Source organism: Nocardiopsis sp. iso_237, from assembly GCF_056173345.1.
Genome location: NZ_CM149669.1, coordinates 287205 through 306250, shown reverse-complemented (window position 1 = coordinate 306250; position 19046 = coordinate 287205). Strand labels below are relative to the sequence as shown.

Annotated in this window: 17 protein-coding genes; 8 read left to right on the top strand and 9 right to left on the bottom strand. The window is 71.3% G+C overall.

The window, feature by feature from the left end; genetic code table 11:
- The first annotated feature begins 136 nt into the window (after nucleotides 1-136).
- From AC0VYM_RS01595 to lpdA, 6 genes are all read left to right on the top strand, one after another.
- Complete coding sequence (locus AC0VYM_RS01595) at nucleotides 137-853, top strand: class I SAM-dependent methyltransferase (protein ID WP_475458129.1); 717 nt, start codon at nucleotides 137-139, stop codon at nucleotides 851-853.
- A gap of 410 nt (nucleotides 854-1263) precedes the next feature.
- The gene (locus AC0VYM_RS01590) at nucleotides 1264-3645 is read left to right on the top strand and encodes a trehalase-like domain-containing protein (protein WP_475458127.1); all 2382 of its coding nucleotides are present in this window, start codon (nucleotides 1264-1266) and stop codon (nucleotides 3643-3645) included.
- Between the two features lie 196 nt (nucleotides 3646-3841).
- A complete protein-coding gene (locus AC0VYM_RS01585) occupies nucleotides 3842-4948 on the top strand; it encodes a winged helix DNA-binding domain-containing protein (RefSeq protein ID WP_475458124.1) in 1107 nt (368 codons plus the stop codon).
- Nucleotides 4949-5032: 84 nt separating this feature from the next.
- Nucleotides 5033-6691 carry a hypothetical protein gene (locus tag AC0VYM_RS01580; protein WP_475458122.1) on the top strand — a complete coding sequence of 553 codons (1659 nt, stop codon included), beginning with the start codon at nucleotides 5033-5035 and terminating at the stop codon, nucleotides 6689-6691.
- Between the two features lie 142 nt (nucleotides 6692-6833).
- Nucleotides 6834-7781 (top strand): DedA family protein, encoded by a 948-nt coding sequence (locus tag AC0VYM_RS01575; RefSeq protein ID WP_475458120.1) that lies wholly within the window; start codon nucleotides 6834-6836, stop codon nucleotides 7779-7781.
- A 132-nt stretch (nucleotides 7782-7913) separates the two neighbouring features.
- A complete protein-coding gene (gene lpdA, locus AC0VYM_RS01570; protein ID WP_475458118.1) occupies nucleotides 7914-9320 on the top strand; it encodes a dihydrolipoyl dehydrogenase in 1407 nt (468 codons plus the stop codon).
- A gap of 87 nt (nucleotides 9321-9407) precedes the next feature.
- Here lpdA and AC0VYM_RS01565 read toward each other — a convergent pair whose 3' ends face one another.
- The 8 genes from AC0VYM_RS01565 to AC0VYM_RS01530 all read right to left on the bottom strand — a co-directional run bounded on the left by AC0VYM_RS01565 (nucleotide 9408) and on the right by AC0VYM_RS01530 (nucleotide 15990).
- Nucleotides 9408-9908 carry a 2,4'-dihydroxyacetophenone dioxygenase family protein gene (locus tag AC0VYM_RS01565; protein ID WP_475458116.1) on the bottom strand — a complete coding sequence of 167 codons (501 nt, stop codon included), beginning with the start codon at nucleotides 9906-9908 and terminating at the stop codon, nucleotides 9408-9410.
- A gap of 42 nt (nucleotides 9909-9950) precedes the next feature.
- Nucleotides 9951-10691 (bottom strand): SDR family NAD(P)-dependent oxidoreductase, encoded by a 741-nt coding sequence (locus AC0VYM_RS01560; protein WP_475458113.1) that lies wholly within the window; start codon nucleotides 10689-10691, stop codon nucleotides 9951-9953.
- A 12-nt stretch (nucleotides 10692-10703) separates the two neighbouring features.
- Nucleotides 10704-11054 (bottom strand): hypothetical protein, encoded by a 351-nt coding sequence (locus AC0VYM_RS01555; RefSeq protein ID WP_475458111.1) that lies wholly within the window; start codon nucleotides 11052-11054, stop codon nucleotides 10704-10706.
- The gene (locus tag AC0VYM_RS01550) at nucleotides 11044-11871 is read right to left on the bottom strand and encodes an ABC transporter ATP-binding protein (protein WP_475458109.1); all 828 of its coding nucleotides are present in this window, start codon (nucleotides 11869-11871) and stop codon (nucleotides 11044-11046) included. Before AC0VYM_RS01550 ends, AC0VYM_RS01555 begins: the two co-directional genes overlap by 11 nt.
- Nucleotides 11868-12779 (bottom strand): ABC transporter permease, encoded by a 912-nt coding sequence (locus AC0VYM_RS01545; protein WP_475458107.1) that lies wholly within the window; start codon nucleotides 12777-12779, stop codon nucleotides 11868-11870. Before AC0VYM_RS01545 ends, AC0VYM_RS01550 begins: the two co-directional genes overlap by 4 nt.
- Before the next feature lie 8 nt (nucleotides 12780-12787).
- Nucleotides 12788-13636, bottom strand: a complete 849-nt coding sequence (locus AC0VYM_RS01540) for an ABC transporter permease (RefSeq protein WP_475458105.1) — start codon at nucleotides 13634-13636, stop codon at nucleotides 12788-12790.
- Nucleotides 13633-14766, bottom strand: a complete 1134-nt coding sequence (locus AC0VYM_RS01535) for an ABC transporter substrate-binding protein (RefSeq protein ID WP_475458103.1) — start codon at nucleotides 14764-14766, stop codon at nucleotides 13633-13635. Before AC0VYM_RS01535 ends, AC0VYM_RS01540 begins: the two co-directional genes overlap by 4 nt.
- Nucleotides 14767-15027: 261 nt before the next feature.
- On the bottom strand, nucleotides 15028-15990 hold the full coding sequence (locus AC0VYM_RS01530; protein ID WP_475458101.1) for a LysR family transcriptional regulator: 963 nt from the start codon (nucleotides 15988-15990) through the stop codon (nucleotides 15028-15030).
- 294 nt (nucleotides 15991-16284) lie between these two features.
- Here AC0VYM_RS01530 and AC0VYM_RS01525 point away from each other — a divergent pair, with 294 nt between their 5' ends.
- A complete protein-coding gene (locus tag AC0VYM_RS01525) occupies nucleotides 16285-16965 on the top strand; it encodes a hypothetical protein (RefSeq protein ID WP_475458098.1) in 681 nt (226 codons plus the stop codon).
- A 309-nt stretch (nucleotides 16966-17274) separates the two neighbouring features.
- The gene (locus AC0VYM_RS01520) at nucleotides 17275-18156 is read left to right on the top strand and encodes an aldo/keto reductase (RefSeq protein ID WP_475458096.1); all 882 of its coding nucleotides are present in this window, start codon (nucleotides 17275-17277) and stop codon (nucleotides 18154-18156) included.
- A gap of 76 nt (nucleotides 18157-18232) precedes the next feature.
- On the opposite strand, the gene AC0VYM_RS01515 is transcribed toward AC0VYM_RS01520, so the two are convergent.
- Nucleotides 18233-19039 (bottom strand): DUF4352 domain-containing protein, encoded by an 807-nt coding sequence (locus tag AC0VYM_RS01515; RefSeq protein WP_475458094.1) that lies wholly within the window; start codon nucleotides 19037-19039, stop codon nucleotides 18233-18235.
- Between the last annotated feature and the right edge of the window lie 7 nt (nucleotides 19040-19046).

Below are 19046 nucleotides of genomic sequence, written 5' to 3'. Positions count from 1 at the left end.
GGCGTGCCGCCGCGCCCGCCCGGCGCGGGCGCGCCGCGGGGTTCCCGTTCCGGTGGTGGTGATGGCCACGCGGTGTTTCCCGGACAAACGGCCGCGCGGTCTCCCCTGGGAGACACCGACGCGTTAGCGTTCACTCATGTCCGAGACCCAGAGCCCCACCGGACCCCTGGCCGCCCTCAGGCTGGAGGAACGTCTGCGTGACACCAGACTCTTCTTCAGCCAGGCGCTGCGCACCTTCCATGCGACGGGTTCCATCGTGCCCAGCAGCAGCGCCCTGGCCCACGCCATGGCCGAGCACATCCGCCACCGATCCGATCCGGACGAACCATTGCGCATCCTGGAGGCGGGTGCCGGGACCGGCGCCATCAGCCGCGGGATCGCGGCGGCCATGCGTCCGGGTGACACCGTGGACTTCGTGGAGGCCAACCCGGAGTTCGCGTCCTACGTGGAGCACCTGTTGGAGACCGACCCGGTGATGTCACCGATCGCGGACGGCGCGGAGGTGCACGCCTGTCTCGTGGACGAGATGGGCACCGACCGCACCTACGACGTGATCGTCTCCGGCCTGCCGTTCGCCAACTTCACCGCCGACAACGTGCGCGGCATCCTCGACTACTACTTCACCGTGCTCCGCCCCGGCGGGACGCTCTCCTTCTACGGCTACCTGTACACGAAGGAGGTCAAGGCGGTGATCGCCCGCCGCGAGGACTACCTCCGCCAGGCGCGGACCAGCTGGGTGGTGCAGGACTGGCTGGACCGTTACGGGATCGGCTCGGAGAAGGTGTTCGCCAACATCCCGCCCGCGTGGGTCCACCACCTCCGCAAGCCGGAGTGGGAGTCGTCGAGCTCCTGACCCGGCGCTTCGGCGCGCCCACGATCACTCCCCGTCTTCCGCGCACCCCGTCCACCGGCCGTGGACCCCGCTCCACGGCCCGCGGGCGGGGTCCTGCGTGTCCGGACCACCCACCATGTGAGTGATCTGCATCACTCTCTTCACGTGCACGCGCACGTGTGGGGCGCAGGTAGTCTCGCGTTGACTTCTGAGGCACCTGATCTTTTACAGAGCAGCACGGATGACCGTTTTATCCGTTTGAATGCCAAATGTTCTTTAGGTCTACTCAAAGGCCCGCGAAGTTCATCCCGCGCCCTACGCCCCTGGGTCTACGTTTTCCGTACGAGACCCATGTGATCCGGAAACATGCGCGCGGAGTCCTACATCTCACCTATTTCCCAGGTCGGTAATGGACCAGTGGAGGAGGCAACGTGACGCTCACCCAGGTGGTCAGAGCGACTCCGGCGGTCCCGCAGGGACCAACCGACACGATCCTGGAGACCATGCCCCTCGACGTCCGGCAGCGCGTCTCCGCGCTGGCCCGCACCTCACGCCTGCTCGTGGCCTGCGACTACGACGGCGCCCTGGCCCCGGTCGACTCCGACCACCGGGGCCCGCTCCCCGAGGCCGTCCGCGCCCTGCGCGACCTCGCTGACCTGCCCGGCACCGTGTGCGCGGTGATCTCCGCGCGCCCCCTGCGCGACCTGGCCGCCCTCTCCCGGCTGCCCGCCGAGGTCCGCCTCGTGGGCGCCTACGGCACCGAGTTCGACACCGACCTCACCATCGACCCCCGCCACCCCGGCACCGGCCCCGACGCACCGCCCGCCGACAAGTCCGCCGCCCTCGAACTCCTGCGCGAACAGGTCGAGGCCACCGCGATCCTCTACATCGGCGGCGGCGAGGGCGAGGAGCCGGTGTTCGTGAACCTGCACGCCGGGGCCGACGCGGGTGTGCGGGTCGGTGAGGAACCCACCGAGGCCGCGCACAGCGTCCCGGACACCCCCACCGCCGCGTCCCTGCTCACCCTCCTGGCCACCGAGCGCCGATCCTGGGTGTTCGGGGAGCGCCCCACGCCCATCGAGCGCATGTCGATGCTCTCCAACCAGGCGTCCGTCGCCCTGCTGGGCCCGGACGCGCGCCTGCTCTGGTTCTGCCACCCCGAGCCGGACTCCAACGCCCTGTTCGCGGAGGTCCTGGGCGGCCGTCAGGCGGGGGTCTTCGCGATCTCGCCCGCCCACGGCGGGCTCCCCCTCGGCCAGCGCTACCTGCCGGGCACCATGACCGTGCGCACCCGCTGGTCCCGCCTGGAGGTCACCGACTACCTCGCCCACGACACCGAACCGGGCCGCACCGACCTCGTCCGCGTGATCGGCGGCGTCACCCCCGCCACCGTCGAGTTCGCCCCGCGCCCCGACTTCGGCCGCGCCCCCATCCGCATCACCGTCGAACCCGAGGGCCTGCGCGTCCAGGGCGCCGACTTCCCCATGGTCCTGCGCTCCCCCGGCGTGGAGTGGCGCGTGGACCACGACGGCACCGACGACGTCGCCCGCGCCATCGTCCACCCGAGGTCGGAGCGGCCCGTGGTGCTGGAACTGCGCTGCGGCACCGACTCCCTGGCCGCCGAGGAGCGCACCGAGGCGGAGCGCCAGGAACAGGCGGCCCTCCACTGGTCCTCGTGGGTGCGGGACCTGGACCTGCCGCGCACGGAGAACGCCCTCGCCGCCCGTTCGGCGTTGACGTTGCGTGGGTTGTGCACCCCGACCGGCGGGGTGATGGCGGCGGCGACCACGTCCCTGCCCGAGGAGATCGGCGGGGTACGGAACTGGGACTACCGGTACTGCTGGCTGCGTGATGGCGCCCTGACCGTGCAGGCCCTGGTCTCGCTGGGCTCGACCACCGAGGCCGAGGCGTTCCTGGACTGGGTCCACCGCGTCGTGGACTCCCTGCCCTCACCCGAACTCCTGCGCCCCCTCTACTCGCTGCGCGGCACCGACCTGGGCCCCGAAGAGGTCATCGAGTCCCTGTCCGGCTACGCCGGATCCCGCCCCGTGCGCATCGGCAACCTCGCCGACCACCAGGTCCAACTCGACGTGTTCGGCCCCGTCGTCGAACTCATCACCCACCTGTGCCGCGCCCGCGGGGAACTCACCGACCGCGACTGGGACCTGGTCCGCTCCATGGCCCAGGCCGTGGCCCGCCGCTGGCACGAGGCCGACCACGGCATCTGGGAGGAACGCGACGAACCCCGCCAGCGCGTCTACTCCAAGGTCATGTGCTGGCTCACCCTGGACCGCGCCATCACCCTGGCCCAGACCTACGGGCGCACGGTGGACCCCACCTGGCCCGACCTGCGCACCGACATCGCCCAGGAGGTGCTGGAGAAGGGCTGGAACGAGCAGGCCCAGGCCTACACCACCGCCTACGACGGCACCGACCTGGACGCCGCGTCCCTGCACATCGGCCTGTCCGGGCTGATCGACCCCGCCGACGAGCGTTTCCAGGCCACCGTCACCGCCGTGGAGGCCGAGCTGCGCTCCGGGCCCACCGTGTACCGGTACCACCGCGACGACGGCCTGCCCGGCGGCGAGGGCGGTTTCCACCTGTGCACGACCTGGCTGATCGAGGCCTACCTGCTCACCGGCAGGCGGGCCGAGGCCGAGGAGCTGTTCAAGCACCTGGTGGACAGCGCCGGACCCACCGGTCTGATCCCCGAGGAGTTCGACCCGGTCACCGAGCGCGCTCTGGGCAACCACCCCCAGGCCTACTCGCACCTGGGCCTGATCCGCTGCGCCCAACTCCTCGACCGACACTGACCCGCATGACCGCCGAAGGGGGTGTCCCGCCCGGGACGCCCCCTTCGGCGCGTCCGGGGGGCCGTTCCGTCAGAGTTCGGTCCGCTCGTCACCACGCCCGGGTCGGGACCGGACCCGGTACGGCGTGGATCACCCGGCTCCGTCCGAGGTGAGAGGTAGGGTTCCCGCACGTTCCGCACACCGGAAGGGACCCAGCATGGCCACGACCCTCACCCGACGCGAGCTCAACCGCGCCACCCTGGAGCGCCAGTTCCTGCTGGGCCGGGTGGCGCGACCGGCCACGGAGGTGCTGACCCGCCTGGCCGGACTCCAGGCACAGACCACGCACACCTGGTACGTGGGGTTCCAGAGCCGTGTGGAGGACTTCGACCCGCACGAGGTGGGCCGCCTGCTCACCGACGGGGCCCTGGTCCGCATGTCCCTCATGCGCTCCACCCTGCACCTGGTCACCGCCGAGGACGCCGCCTGGATGCGCCCGACCACCCAGGAGGTCATGGAGCGGGACCTGTCCCACGGCTCCCACGGGAAGGCCACCGCCGGGGTGGACCTGGAGGCGGTGGTGACCCTGGGACGCAAGATCCTGGAGGAGCGCCCGCTCACACCCAAGGAACTGGGGGACCAGATCGGTGCCCGCTGGGACGGGGTGGACGGAGCCGACCTGGCCTACGTGGTCCGCTGCCTGCTGCCGGTGGTGCAGCTCCCGCCGCGCGGCGTCTGGGGCGCCTCCGGACAGCCGGTGCTCGCCCCCGCCGACACCTGGACCGGTCTGCCGATGGCGCCCGGCCCCGACCGGGAGGCGCTGGTACTCAGGTACCTGGCGGCCTTCGGCCCGGCGAGCGTGCGGGACGTGCAGGCCTGGTCCGGGCTGACGCGGCTGAAGGAGGTCGTCGACGGCCTGCGTGAGCGGCTGGTGTCCTTCCGGGGCCCGTCGGGCACCGAGCTGTTCGACCTGCCGGAGGCCCCGCGCCCCTCGGCGGACGTCCCGGCTCCGGTGCGCTTCCTCTACGACTTCGACAACCTGCTGCGCGGGCACGCCGACCGGAGCCGGGTGATCTCCGACGACCACCTGCGCGGGCTCTCCGCGCGCAACGGCATGCCGCCCGCGACGGTGCTGGTGGACGGCGAGGTGGCCGCGTCCTGGAGGGTGGACCGGAGCCGCGGCAGGCCCTCGCTGGACGTCGCTCCGTTCCGCTCGCTCGACAGGGCGGACATCGAGGAGATCACCGCCGAGGGCACGCGCCTCCTCGCCTTCCTCCTCCCAGATGAGGAGGGTGTGCGCCTGCGCTTCACGGACCCCGACTGACTCCCCGCCCACACGGGATCCGCCCGTTTTGTGCACGTGCATCCTGACCACGGAGGGCACGGGCGGGTATGACAGGATTCTGGGGTGACTGAAGAGTTCCGCGCCGCGTTCCAACGTGTGCTCGACACCGCCGCCAGCCAGGCACCCGGCTTCCCCGAAGCCGTGCACGACGTGTTCCGGCTCTCCTCCCAGGTGTCCCGGGAGGAGCTGGCCATCGCGCTGGAGGCGCTGACTCCGGTCCTGGGGGACTGCGAACCGCACGCGGGGGTGGCCGCCGACCTCTCGGTCCTGGCCGGAGCCCTCGTCGAGTCCGGCGCGCCCGCCGGACAGGTGGGCCTGGAGGTGCTGCGCCAGCTCGGCAGCTACGGACAGGCCGCCGTGGCCTTCATCCACGCGTGGGAGAAGACCGGCGGCGGCTCCCTGCCCGCCCCGAACGACGTCGGCGAGGCCGAGGAGAAGCGGGTCGAGCAGGTCCTCGGGGACAACGCCCCGCTGGCCACCGTCGGCTGGTGGACCTCGCTCCGCTACGGCCTCGCGGCCAAGGCCATGCTCGGTGACTCCGGGGTGCGCGCCGCCGTGCGCGCGGACCCCGGCGCGCTGCACGAGCTGGGCCAGATCGTGCAGGCGCTCTCCACGCGGCTGAACGAGTTCGGTGAGGTGGGCGAGCTCCTGCGGATGTCCGAGGCGGACCGGCTCCTCGTCCTGGACCGGGCCTCCTGGCGGGGGTTCCGGGTCGCCTTCGACGGCGTGAGCGACAACTTCCAGCTCCACACCCTGCTCGCCGACGCGCTGATCGGCAAGGAGGGGCACCGCCTGCCCGGCACGCGCCCGGACCCGCGCTGGGTCGCGGCCTCCCTGGACGGCCCGGTGGACCCGCTGGCCGACGTCGTGCGCGGCGAATGGGACCTGGTCGGCGGGGACGGCACCTGGGTGGGGAACGAGGCCTGCCCCGGGGACGTCCCGGTGGTGGACGGCGAGCGGGTCCTCGTGCTGGAACCGCAGTCGCTGCTGCACTCCTGGCGGGCCGGGCGGCGCCATCCGCACATCACCGGCTCCCTCACCGTCCTGGAGGAGCTGCGCGCGGACCAGGCGACGGCCTGGTGGGCGCGGACGCACCCGGCCGGGGCGGTCCGCCACCCGCAGGCCCCGCCGATCGAGAACGACGACACCGGCGCGCACCGGCGCCCTCCCCGGCACTTCGGCGTGGCCGCGCACTTCGCGGAGGTGGACTCCGGTCCGATGTCGGCGCCGTTCGCCGCCCTGGACCCGGACCTGGACGCCCCCGGCGGCGGTCTGTCGACGTCCTTCGAGGACGTCACCATCAACCCCGGGGCGGCCCCGGTGTTCCCGGACTCCCCCGCCTCGCTGTTCGACCCTCCCTCGCGACCTCCGGACGCCGGGGAGGAGGACGAGGACGACCTCGACGACTTCACCGTCCCCGCTGCCTGGTCCGGCGCGCTGTCCCCCGGTCCGGGACTCGACGGCCCCCTCGACGACCCCCTCGGCCCGCCCCTCGACGAACCCCTGTGGCGCGAACCCCGCTCCCTCTCGGAGTCGGACCCCCTTCCGGAGCCCGACCCCCTCGACGCCCCTCCCCCGGCGGACACCCCCGTCGCCGACGCTCCCCCCGCCGACGACCGGCCGCCCGGCGCCCGGCTGCTGCCGCCGATGCCTCCCGGGGTGTCGGACAGCAGCACCTGGGCCCCGCACTGGAAGTGGCCGATGGGGCCGCCCGGGCGCTGACCCCGCCCCGTCCGCGCGCCCGACCCCTCCTCGGCGCGCGGGTACATGACAACTGTCATCCCCCTCGCACCGCGCCCCTCACACGAGGCCGGTGACGGCTGGGACTGTGGGCCGGGCGCCGGTTCACGGAATCATGGAGGACATGATGACGACGAGGGACACCCCTCAGGACCGCGGTCGCCCGGACGGGGACGGTGACTCCTCCCGGCCCACCCGCGAGGAGGCGCTCAAGGAGGCGGGCCGGGTCTGGGACGAGGAGGAGGCGCTCAGGGCCAAGGAGCAGTGGAGGAACCAGCGGCCCTGGCCGAGCACGATGCAGCGGCAGGACAAGGTCCTGGCCTGGATGCTCATCGGTATCCCGGCGTTCTTCCTCCTCACCATGCCGCTGCGCCCGCTCTTCATCGCGGACCACGCCATCCCCCTCGCCTTCGCCACCGGCAGCCACGCGGCCGTCGGCGCCGCCGCGGCCTTCGCCAGCATCGGTGAGGCGCCCCTGTGGCTCGTGGTCGTCGCGGGCGTGGTCGGCAAGGTGAAGATCGACTGGCTGTTCTGGTGGGTGGGCCGCCGCTGGGGACAGGGCATGATCACCTTCCTCGTCCCGAGCGAGCGGGGCCGCCGGTTCGCCGCGCGCCTCCAGACCATGAACCCCTGGGTGATGCGACTGCTGATCCCGCTGAGCTACCTGCCGGGTGTGCCCGGGGGCATCCCCCACGTCGTGGCCGGGGTGAACGGGATGCGCCTGGGCACCTACATGCTGCTGGACACCCTCGGCGCCCTGATGGTCACCGGCGTCGTGGCCGCCGTCGGGTACGGCTCGGGACAGGCGGGGGTGGACGTGGTCCTGCTCGTCGACAGCTACGCGCTGTGGCTGACGCTCGCGCTCATCTTCGGTATGGCGGCGATCCCCACCTACGGCGCGATCAGGGACCAGCGTGCGCGCCGGGCGCAGGCGCTCGGCGAGGCCGCCGAGGCCTACGACGCCGAGACGGACCGCCTCGCCGCCGGGGAGGGGACCGCGGCCGGGCCCGTGGAGAAAGCGGTGGGGGAGGTTCCCACCACCCCCACACCCCCCAGCAGCGACGACGCCTGAAAGTCATCTCCCGGTCGCACCGGGTCGCGCGCGGAGGCGGACTCCTTGGCTAGGCTGGCGTTCGGCAATCCGACACCCCGGGCAAGCCGGCTGCGCTGGGTGCGTCACAAACACACTCAAGGAGATCCCGTCATGGGACAGCAACACTTCGATCTGGTCGTCCTAGGCGCCGGGCCCGGCGGCTACGTCGCGGCGATCCGCGCGGCCCAACTGGGCCTCAAGGCGGCCGTCGTCGAGGAGAAGTACTGGGGCGGCGTCTGCCTGAACGTGGGCTGCATCCCCTCCAAGGCCCTGCTGCGCAACGCGGAGCTCGCCCACCTGTTCAACAACGAGGCCGACGAGTTCGGCATCAAGGTGAACGGGACCGTGGAGTTCGACTACGGCAAGGCGTTCAGCCGCAGCCGCCAGGTGGCGGACGGCCGGGTCAAGGGCGTCCACTTCCTGATGAAGAAGAACAAGATCACCGAGCTCAACGGTCGCGGCACCTTCGTCGACGACCACACGATCGAGGTGCGCGGCGAGGACGGCTCGACCGAGACCGTCACCTTCGACAACGCGGTGATCGCGGCGGGCTCCTCCACCAAGCTGATCCCGGGCACCTCGCTGTCCGAGCGGGTCGTCACCTACGAGGAGCAGATCCTCAGCGAGGAGCTCCCCGGCAGCATCATCATCGCGGGCGCGGGCGCCATCGGCGTCGAGTTCGCCTACGTCATGCGCAACTACGGCGTCGACGTCACCATCGTGGAGTTCCTCGACCGGGTCGTGCCGATGGAGGACGAGGAGATCTCCAAGGAGATCGCCCGCGCCTACAAGAAGCTCGGCGTGAAGGTCCTGACCTCCACCAAGGTGGAGACGGTCGAGGACACCGGCGAGGGCGTCAAGGTCACGGTCACCGGCGCGGACGGGCAGAAGCAGACCCTGGAGGCGGACAAGCTCCTCCAGGCGATCGGGTTCGCGCCCAACGTCGAGGGCTACGGCCTGGAGAAGACCGGTGTGGCGCTGACCGACCGGCGCGCCATCGAGATCGACGGGCGGGGCCGCACCAACGTCCCGCACATCTTCGCGATCGGTGACGTGACCGCCAAGCTCATGCTGGCGCACACGGCCGAGGCGATGGGGATCGTGGCGGTGGAGACCATCGCGGACGCCGAGACCCAGGAGATCGACTACCGGTTCATCCCGCGCGCCACCTACTGCCAGCCGCAGATCGCCAGCTTCGGCTACAGCGAGAAGGAGGCGCGGGAGGCGGGGTTCGACGTCCAGGTCGCCAAGTTCCCGTTCATGGCCAACGGCAAGGCGCACGGTCTGGGCGACACCCGGGGCTTCGTGAAGATCATCTCGGACGGGAAGTACGGCGAGTTCCTGGGCGCCCACATGGTCGGCCCGGACGTCACCGAGCTGCTGCCCGAGCTGACCCTGGCCCAGCAGTGGGACCTGACGGTGCACGAGGTCGCGCGCAACATCCACGCGCACCCGACCCTCAGCGAGGCGGTCAAGGAAGCGGTGCACGGCCTGGCCGGGCACATGATCAACTACTGATCCGCAGCGCCCGCACGTGAGTGAACGGGGCCGGTCCCTCGGTTGTCCGAGGGACCGGCCCCGTCGTCTCGGGGTCGCCGTTCCGCGTCAGCGGATGAGCGACTCCACGTAGCCGTCCAGGCCCACCGACGCGTAGTGGGCGCGGGCCATCTCGATCTTGGTGAAGACGTCCTCGTACCCGGTCTGGGTGCCGTCCTCGTCCACGTACACCATCGCGCCGCTGATGTTGAAGAAGGTGACCATGTGGTCGCAGTCCTCGGGGACGGCGAGGGTGTGGATCTCACCCGGCGGCTCGTAGACGAAGTGGCCGGCCTCGGCCACCCAGTCGTGCTCGTGGTAGTGCCAGCGGCCCTCGATGACGTAGCCGAAGACCGCACCGGGGTGGCGGTGCCGGGAGACGATCCCGGACGCGGTGACCTTGAGCAGGTTGCACCACTGGCCGGTGACCGTGTTGAGCATCAGGGGACGGAACCACACGTTGGGGGCCTGCGGCACCCACACGCGCGGGTCCTCGGGGACGGCCGGGATCGCGATCTCGTCGGGGATCCCGGCGGAGGGGTTGATGACGGGGGCTCGGTTCGGTGACACGGTTCCTCCAGGTGGACGGGGTGGGACGGAACTGGGGGCGGCTCAGGCGGCCAGGTAGCCGCCGTCGACGGGGAGGACCGCGCCCGTGACGAACCCGGCGTCCGGGCCGCACAGGAACTCGACCGCCCCGGCGACCTCGGCCGGGTCGCCCCAGCGGGCCATCGGGGTGCGGCCCAGGATGCGCGCCTCGGCCTCCTCGTCGGCGCGGACCCCCTCAGTGAGCTCGGTGCGGATCCAGCCGGGCGCGACCGCGTTCACACGGATGCCCTGGGACGCCCACGCGACCGCGAGCGACCTCGTGAGCTGGGTGACTCCGCCCTTGCTGGCGCTGTAGGCGGGGACCAGGGGACCGCCGAAGAAGCTGAGCATCGAGGCCACGTTGACGATGCTGCCCCCGGCCGCCTCCAGGGCGGGCCGGGCGGCGACGCATGCCCGCATGGCGCAGGTCAGGTTGATCTCCACGACCCTCGCGAACACCGCCGGGTCGAACTCCTCTTTCCTGCGGATGATCCCGGCCGCGTTGACCAGCGCGTCCACGCGCGTGAAGGAGGCCAGGTACTCCTCCAGCGCGTTCTCGCCGGTGACGTCGAGCTCGGTGACCTCGGCCCGTTCCCGGAGCCGGGCCGGGGCCCGGTCGGCGCCCAGGCCGCAGACGGCGACGCGGCGGCCCCGGTCGGTGAAGCGGGCGGCGACGGCCGCGCCGATGCCGCTGGTGCCCCCGACGACCACGACGGTCCCGTCGTCTGACCTGGGTTCGGGGACGTCCCCGGGTGCTGTCTCCATGCGCTGCTCCTTCTAGGCGTCGGAATCCGGGACGGCGAGGGACTCGATCCAGTACTCCCGGGCGAGGGCGTCGACCCCCGCCGGTGACACCCCTCTGAGGTGGACCGTGGTGTCGGTGGTCCCGGCGACCCGTCCGTGGTCCTGGAGCCTGAGGAAGTGGTAGCGCTCCGGCTGGAAGCCGAGGACCACGTCCACGTCGAAGCGGCCGCGCTCGTCGGGGGCTTCCCCGAGGCCGGGCTCGGCCTTGCCGACCGCCTGGACCCCCAGCCACCCCTGGTAGAGGAGGACGAGGAGCAGCACCAGCGCGATCCGCCGCAGGGTGGCGCTGCGGATCGCCCGCGACCCGAGGGACCTAGCGGACATCGGCGGGGCTCCCGTCACTCTCCTGGGTTCCGGCGCCGTCACGGTCCCGCTCGGCGTCGACCGCCAGGAGCCCGTTGATGCGGGCGACGGTCTCCCGGAAGCCGGGGTGGTCCACCGCCGCCTTCCAGGTGCGCGGGCGGGGCAGGTCCACGGTGACGATCTCCTGGACGGTGCTGGGCCGCGGGGACAGCACCACCACGCGGTCGGAGAGGAAGACCGCCTCGTCGATGTCGTGGGTCACGAAGAACACCGTGGGGCGGCGCTCCTCGAAGATGCGGGTCAGGTCCTCCTGGAGCCGGCGCCGGGTCTGCGCGTCGATGCTCGCGAAGGGCTCGTCCATGAGCATCACGGCGGGTTCGTTGGCCAGCACGCGGGCCACGCCCAGCCGCTGGCGCATGCCGCCGGACAGCTCGTGCGGGTAGCGGTTCTCGAACCCGGCCAGCCCCACCAGTTCCAGGTACTCGCGGCCGCGCTCCTCGCGTTCGCGCCGTTTCACGCCCTTCATCCGCAGCCCGAAGACCACGTTGCCGAGCACGGTCTTCCACGGGAACAGGGCGTGCCCCTGGAACACCACGCCCCGGTCGGGGCCGGGGCCGCTGACCTCGCGGCCGTCCACCGACACCGTCCCCGCGGTGGGGTTCGCGAACCCCGCCACGGTGTTGAGGACGGTGGTCTTGCCGCAGCCGCTCGGGCCGAGGACCGACACGAACTCGCCCCGTTCCACCGTGAAGGAGACGTCACCGATGGCGACGACCTCGTCCCCGGTGTAGGTGTCGGTGTAGACCTTCTCCAGGTGCTCGATCACCAACGCGGTCATCTGTCGTCCTCCATGCTTCGCACCAACCCCCACCGCTCCACGGTGGCCCGCTCGAACGGAGCCAGCACCAGCGCGTCGAGCATGTACCAGAGCACCCCGAGCACGACCATGCCGAGGAACACCTGACTGACGTCGCCCACCCGGCGGGCGTCGAACATCATGAATCCGATCCCGCTGGTGCCGACGATGATCTCCGCCGCCACCAGCGCCCGCCAGCCGTAGCCCAGGCCGGTGCGCACACCGGTGGCCACGGACGGCAGCGCGCCCGGCAGGATCACCTCGAAGAACACCCGGACCCTCCCGGCACCGAGGCTGCGCGCGGCCCGGATCAGCTCCTTGGGGACCTGCTCGACCCCGGAGACCACGCTCAGCATGAGCGGGAAGACGATCGTGTAGACGATGACGAACGTGACGGCGGTCAGGCTGAACCCGAACCACACGATGACGATCGGCAGCCACGCGATGTCCGCGATCGCCTGGAAGAACAGCAGGATCGGCCACACGGCCTTGCGCAGCCGCCAGAACAGGGCGGTGAGGAAGCCCATCGGGAGCCCGATGAGCAGTCCGAACCCGACCCCGTACGCCAGCCGCTCCAGGGAGTCGCCCAGGTAGCCGACGAGGATGCCCTTGCGGACCAGCTCGACGAACTCCAGCAGCACCCGGTCGGGGCCCACGAAGAACGCCTGCGGGAAGAGTCCGCTCTCCGCGAGGACCCACCACAGGGCCACCACCGGCACGAACGGGCCCAGCGTGCGGAAGGCGGGGCTCCGGGTCAGCCGGAGCCAGACCCGCCTGTGCAGCGGGGCCCGGCGTCGGACCGCCCGTGCGGGCGCGGCTCCCCCTGGGGAACCGTCGCCCGCCGTAGCGGTTCCGGCGGGTCGGACGGTCCCGCCGGAAGTCTCACCCAACGACCGCATCAGCGACCACCCCCCGTCATGCCCCACCGCTCCACGGTGTTCCGCTCCAGCGGGGCGAGCAGGAGGCGGTCCATCAACAGCCACAGGACACCGATGACCACCATCGAGGCGATGATGACGTCGGTGGAGAAGGAGGTCTGGGCCAGGAACAGCGCGTAGCCCAGCCCCGCGCTGGTCGCGATGATCTCCGCCGCCACCAGACCGCGCCAGCCGTAGCCGAGGCCGATCCGCAGTCCGCTGACCACGCTCGGCAGGGCGCCGGGGAGGAGGACCTCCCAGAACAGCCGCCAGGGCCCGGCCCCCAGCGAACGCGCCGACCTCAGCAGCTCGCCCGGGATGCTGCGCACGCCCAGCATGGTGTTGTAGGCGAGCGCGAAGAACATCGCGTTCCACACGATGAAGATCACCGCGCCGTCCCCGTAGCCGAGCCACAGGGTCGCCACGGGGATCCAGGCGATCCCGGCGAGCGCCACAGAGAAGCGCAGCAGCGGGGTGAAGAAGGCGGAGAGGATCCGGCTGGCACCGAGCGCGATCCCGAACGGGATCGCGGTGACGATCGCGATGACCGCGCCGACCAGGACCCGGTACAGGCTCGCGCTCAGGTGCCGGGCCAGCTCACCGCTGACGGCCATCGCCCACAGGGCGTCGACCACGTCGGTGACCTGCGGGAAGACCCGTTTCGGTACTCCGGTCACGGCCACCGCGGCCGCCCAGGCTCCCACCAGGGCGACCAGCGGCAGCACGAACCAGAGGAAACCGGCGGCCCGGTCTCCGGTACGGCCGCGGCGTGGGGCGGCCGTACCGGATCGCGCGGTGCGTCCGGAACCACGCGTCGGGCCGTGCGTCATACGGCGCACGCCTCCTGGTCGACCTCACGGATGAACGTGTGGTCGGCCTTGATCTCGGCCGTGTTGGGAACCTCGGGGAGATCGTCGAACAGCTCCGGGTTGTTCTCCTCGACGGAGAGGATCGGGCCCGGGACGAACAGGTCGTTGATGTCGGTCTCGTACTCCAGCTGGCCCTGCTCCTCCAGCAGGAGCGCGACGGTGTCCAGCGCCAGGTAGTTGCAGGCGGAGAAGCGGCCGTCCAGCTGGGCGACGTTGTACTCCATGGCGGCCTGGGCGACCTCGGGGTCGGTGCCGGTCAGCCAGCGCGCGGCGGAGTCGGCCGCGTCCTCGGGGTTCTGCCGGATCCACTGGTCGGTGGCGGCGCGGGCGGTGAGGAAGGCCTCCACCATCTCGCCGTTCTCCTCCAGGTACTCCGGCGTGGTGATGATGTACCCGATGAAGGGGATGTAGCCGCCGCCGCGAAGGATCTCCTCGGAGCCCTCGACCTGGTCGGTGATGGTGATCGGCCACGGGTCCCAGATGACGGCGGCGTCGATGCCGCCGGTCTCCAGGGCGACCGGCATGTCCGGCGGAGCGGTGTTGACCATCTCGACGTCGTCCGGGTCGATCCGCAGGTCCTTGAGGAGGCCCAGCAGGTACAGGTGGTTGATGGAGCCGAAGGTGGTGCCGATCTTGGCGTCCTCCAGCGTGGAGAGGTCCTTCGGGTCGATGCCGGAGTCCTCGGCGGCGACGATCGCGGCCGTCTCGTCGATGCTGCGCTGGACGGCCGAGCCGGTGTAGTTGCCGACCAGGGCCAGGTCCACGCCCTCGCCCGCCGCGGCCAGGGCCGGGACGCCGACCTGGATGATGTCGACCTCACCCGCCTCCAGCGCGTTGATCGCGTCGACGCCCGTGGGGAACGGGTCGGCCAGGGTCACGTCGAGGCCGTGGTCCTCGAAGTAGCCGATCTCGGTGCCGACCGGGAGGCCGATCTGGTCGATCGCGGACACGTATCCGGCGCTGATGGAGCCGCTGACGGAGCCGCTGGCTCCCTCCACATCCTCGTCGACGGTGGACCCGCCGCCGCACGCCGTGGCGAGCAGCGCGACGGAACAGACAAGGGAAAGGGGTGTGAGCGGAAATCGCTGCATGAGGGTTCTTCCGGTACGGGGTGTGCGCCCTCACACGAACGCTTGCACGTGCCGTTTCCACTGGTGGAAGACGCACCTGGAACCCGCCCGCGCGGCGGTGAGGGAATGGGGCTGGAGGGCGTGCGAAGCTCCGGAGGACGAGGAGTCGCCCGGAACTTTCATGCTTTCGCTTGCCGACCGTATCGGGATATCGCCCCAACCGTGAAGTTCCCTTCGCTTATACCCTTATCAGGAAAGCGAATACTGCCCGGTCGGGGTGACCTATTCCTCACCGCGTCGTGTGTTCCGTACCCTTGTCGACAGCGTTCCCGCAGGTCGGGGCGCTTCGGTTACAGCCTGGAGAATTCTCCGCGCCGCCGGGGTGAGAGCCCGGGTGGAGTCCCAGCAGACGGCCACACGGCGCCTGGGGGCGCCTTCCAGGGGCCGCACCCGGACCCCCCTGGTGTCGGCGCTCCAGGCGGCCAGCCAGTTGGTGACCCCGACCCCGATCCCGTGCGCGACCAGCGACACGAGCGTCTGCGGCTGGTTGGTGGCCTGGACCGGGGTGATGGTCAGACCGTGTTCCTGGAAGACCCGGTAGGACTCGAACTCCGCCGTCTCGGGGGCGTCGAGGCGTCCTATGACCACGATGGGGTGTTCGGCCACGACCGCCATGGGGACGGGGTCGGGGACGTCGGAGAGCGGGTGGTCCTCCGCGTGCACCACGACCAGCGGCTCGGCCCACAGGGGCCTGCTGACCACCGAGGGGGACGCGGGCTCGGGGGTCATGGGTCTGAGGTAGAGGTCGATGCCGCCCGCCGCGAGGGCCTCGTCCAGTTCGAGGGTGGCGTGTTCCGTGAGCACCACCTTGATGTCCGGGTCGCTGACCGCGAGGGACTGGAGGAGTGCGGGCACGAAGGCCGCGCTGGCACTGGGGTAGGAGCCCAGGGAGACGATGCCGCGCGTGCCGCCCCGCCAGGGCGCCATCGCGGACTCGGCCCGTTCCAGGGCGCGCAGGACGTTGCGGGCCTGGACGGCCAGGGCGCCGCCCGCCTCGGTGAGCTGGACCGGACGCTTCTTCCGGTCGAAGAGCGGTTGGCCGATCTCCCGTTCGAGCGCGGCGACGTGTTGGCTGACCCGTGGCTGTGACCTGCGAGTGGACTCTGCGGCGGCGACGAAACTGCCGGTGTCGACCACCGCCAGGAACGAGACGAACCACTCAAGGCGAATGTCCGTGTCGAGCATGTCGGGGGGTGCTCCGGATTGCCTAGGGGATGAGGGGGGTCACACAATACCGAAAAGGGAAACCAGGTGCGAAACCGGTCATAAATCACACTGGCACCTATGGCCCCTCCCTTTTCAGACTATTACCGATACTGATTCTGGCATTCCGGGAACCGGGCACCGAGGCCGGATCGTCCCCTCCTGCCCCCACCCCCCGCGACGGGCCGCCCCGGAGCCCCGGACTTGCTAGGTTTCCCTGTGTGTCCCCCGCCGGAGCCGCCTCCGCCCGGCGCACCCCCGAACCGAAAGCCACCCATGCGCCTGATCCCGTCCTCACCCCTCTCGTGCCTGGGCACGGCCGTCGCCGCAGTCGTGATCGGCGGTGTCGTCCTCGTCGGCTGCGACGTGGTCGACCTCGACCTGGACCTGAGCATGTCGTCAGGCGGCGCGGACTCCCCCGAGGAGGAGGCGAGCGCCAGTCCGAGCCCCGAGGAGCAGCCGGAGGAGGAGTCGTCCGCCTACGGCCTCCCGGAGTCCTGTGAGGCGGCCGGCGCCGCGCAGATCATCGGGGACCTGGCACCGGGCCAGGTGCTGACCGAGGAGAGCGGGGAGATCGACGGGATCGAGGACGCCGAGCAGCTCTCCTGCACGTTCAGCGACGGGAGCACGGGGCCCGGGACGCCGTCGTTCACCCTCGTGTTCACCTCGGGCGCCGACCCGAGCGCCAACCCGGACGTCGTCCAGGTGCCCGGCGCCGAGGCGGAGATGAACTGGGAGGTGGACGTCGACGTGGACGTGGACACCTACCACACGGAGGACTCCGACGACCTGGGCGGCGACCTGGAGTACGTCGGCACGGTGGACGGCTCCAGCCGCCACCTGTACCTCCAGCTGCCCGGCGACTTCCACGTCACCGCGATCGCCTACTTCGAGGACGTCGAGCGCGGCGACCTGGAGCGGGTGGTCCTCCAGGCCGCGGGCCAGATCCGCGACTAGACCCACGTGTGAGGGGCCGCCGACGCGTGTCGGCGGCCCCTCACGCGTTTTCGGGGTCGGCCGGAACTCCCCATCGGACGGCCGGTCCGGGTGTGCCCGGACCGGCAAAAGCACCGTCGGCGGACGTTCCCACCCCCGGCCCACCCGGAATCCGCATCGCCTCACCGACGCGCTCAGAGGTTCCTTGCCACCGCCCCCACCTGCTGGGATTCTTCCCGCAACACCGCAGCGAGCCTGGTCTCGCACGTCGTGGCCCGATCCCCCTCCGCCCCTGTCACGCGGCCCCGTGCCGCCCGGAAGGAACCTCTCGTGACCGACGTACACACCACACCGGATCTCGCCCGCCAGTCGGGGACCTTCGCCATCGGTGGAGACCTCCCCGTCCACCGCCTCGGTTTCGGCGCCATGCAGCTGACCGGTCCCGGCGCGTGGGGAGAGCCCCAGGACCGCGACGAGGCCGTGGCCGTGCTGCGGCGCGCCGTCGAGCTGGGCGTCACCCTCATCGACACCGCCGACTCCTACGGCCCCGAGGTCAACGAACGGCTGATCCGCGAGGCCCTGCACCCCTACCCCTCGGACCTCCTCGTGACCACCAAGGTGGGAATGACGCACTCCGGCCCCGGGGAGTGGGAGGCCAACGGAAGGCCCGCGCACCTCAAGCGACAGGTGGAGACGAGCCTGCGCAACCTGGGTCTGGAGCGCATCGACCTGCTCCAGCTCCACTGGATCGACCCGGAGGTGCCGCTGTCCGAGCAGCTGGGTGCCCTGGTGGAACTGCGCGAGGAGGGCAAGATCCACCACATCGGGCTGACCGGTGTGACGAGGGAGCAGCTCCGGACCGCCCGCAAGACGACCCCCATCGCCTCGGTGCAGAACGAGTACAGCCTCAGCCAGCGCAGGTCCGAGGACGTGCTGGAGCGCTGTGAGCAGGACGGGATCGCGTTCCTGCCCTGGGCCCCGATCGCCCGCGGCGAACTGGCCGGACCGGACTCCCCGCTGGCCCCGATGGCCGCCGAGCTCGGGGTGACCCCGGCCCAGCTCGCGCTCGCCTGGCTGCTGCACCGGTCCCCGGTGATGCTGCCGATCCCGGGCTGCGCGCGGGTCGAGCACCTGGAGGAGAACATGGCCGCCGCCTCGGTGAAGCTCACCGAGGAGCAGAGCGACCGGGTCCGGCGGCTCCTCGCCGTCTGACCCGCGACACGGTGGACGTGGAACGGCCCCGGTCGGCGTACGTACGCCGACCGGGGCCGTTCCCGGTTCCGTGTGCTCAGGAGATGTCGGTGGTGATGGTCTCCCCGAGACCGAACATCTCGTCCATCTCGACGGAGGCGACGTCGACGTCGTCACCGACCACCGCGATCTGGCCCTCGACGCGCTGGCCGGGGCTCAGGGTCACGGCGGAGAGCGGGTTGATGTCCGCGAAGATCGCGTCCGCCCAGTCCGACCGGACGGTCCCGTCGGCCAGGATCACGTTGAAGTAGATCGGGTTGACCTCAAGCGGTTCGTCGCTGTTGTTCTCGACGGTGACGTCGATGACGGTGTACACGGTGTCGTCGATCGTGTCACCGGCCGTGCCCGCGTGGGAGGCGGTCAGGACGATGTCGGAGACCTCCTCGGCGGCCTCCTCCTCGGCGGGCTCCTCCTCGGCCTCCTCGGTCTCCTCGACCGCGGCCTCCTCGGTGTCCGAGGAGCCGGACTCGGTGGAGGAGGACGTCTCGTCACCTCCGCTCAGGGCGGCCACGCACCCGACCATGAGGAGCAGGATCAGGAGGACGCCGAGGCAGCCACCGCACCCGAGGCCGACCTTCTTGCCGGTCGACATGCCGGACTTCGGCGGCACGGGCGGGGGCCCGTAGGGCGGCTGCCCGCCGTAGGGCTGGTTCGGGTCGTACGGACCCTGGTTCGGGTCGTAGGGGGGCGGCTGCGCCCCGTACGGCTGGTTCGGGTCGTACGGAGGCTGGTTGGGGTCGTACGGAGGCTGCTGACCGTACGGCTGGTTCGGGTCGTACGGGGGCTGCTGGCCGTACGGCTGATCGGAACCGTAGGGCTGGTTCGGGTCGTGGGGGTGGGACATGGGGCTC

What these genes read in the sequence shown, in the direction of transcription:
- AC0VYM_RS01550 (WP_475458109.1), bottom strand. Translation starts at nt 11,871, where the DNA reads ATGACCGCGTTGGTGATCGAGCACCTGGAGAAGGTCTACACCGACACC.
- AC0VYM_RS01540 (WP_475458105.1), bottom strand. Translation starts at nt 13,636, where the DNA reads ATGACGCACGGCCCGACGCGTGGTTCCGGACGCACCGCGCGATCCGGT.
- AC0VYM_RS01515 (WP_475458094.1), bottom strand. Translation starts at nt 19,039, where the DNA reads ATGTCCCACCCCCACGACCCGAACCAGCCCTACGGTTCCGATCAGCCG.
- AC0VYM_RS01530 (WP_475458101.1), bottom strand. Translation starts at nt 15,990, where the DNA reads ATGCTCGACACGGACATTCGCCTTGAGTGGTTCGTCTCGTTCCTGGCG.
- AC0VYM_RS01595 (WP_475458129.1), top strand. Translation starts at nt 137, where the DNA reads ATGTCCGAGACCCAGAGCCCCACCGGACCCCTGGCCGCCCTCAGGCTG.
- lpdA (WP_475458118.1), top strand. Translation starts at nt 7,914, where the DNA reads ATGGGACAGCAACACTTCGATCTGGTCGTCCTAGGCGCCGGGCCCGGC.
- AC0VYM_RS01525 (WP_475458098.1), top strand. Translation starts at nt 16,285, where the DNA reads ATGCGCCTGATCCCGTCCTCACCCCTCTCGTGCCTGGGCACGGCCGTC.
- AC0VYM_RS01585 (WP_475458124.1), top strand. Translation starts at nt 3,842, where the DNA reads ATGGCCACGACCCTCACCCGACGCGAGCTCAACCGCGCCACCCTGGAG.
- AC0VYM_RS01575 (WP_475458120.1), top strand. Translation starts at nt 6,834, where the DNA reads ATGATGACGACGAGGGACACCCCTCAGGACCGCGGTCGCCCGGACGGG.
- AC0VYM_RS01560 (WP_475458113.1), bottom strand. Translation starts at nt 10,691, where the DNA reads ATGGAGACAGCACCCGGGGACGTCCCCGAACCCAGGTCAGACGACGGG.
- AC0VYM_RS01555 (WP_475458111.1), bottom strand. Translation starts at nt 11,054, where the DNA reads ATGTCCGCTAGGTCCCTCGGGTCGCGGGCGATCCGCAGCGCCACCCTG.
- AC0VYM_RS01535 (WP_475458103.1), bottom strand. Translation starts at nt 14,766, where the DNA reads ATGCAGCGATTTCCGCTCACACCCCTTTCCCTTGTCTGTTCCGTCGCG.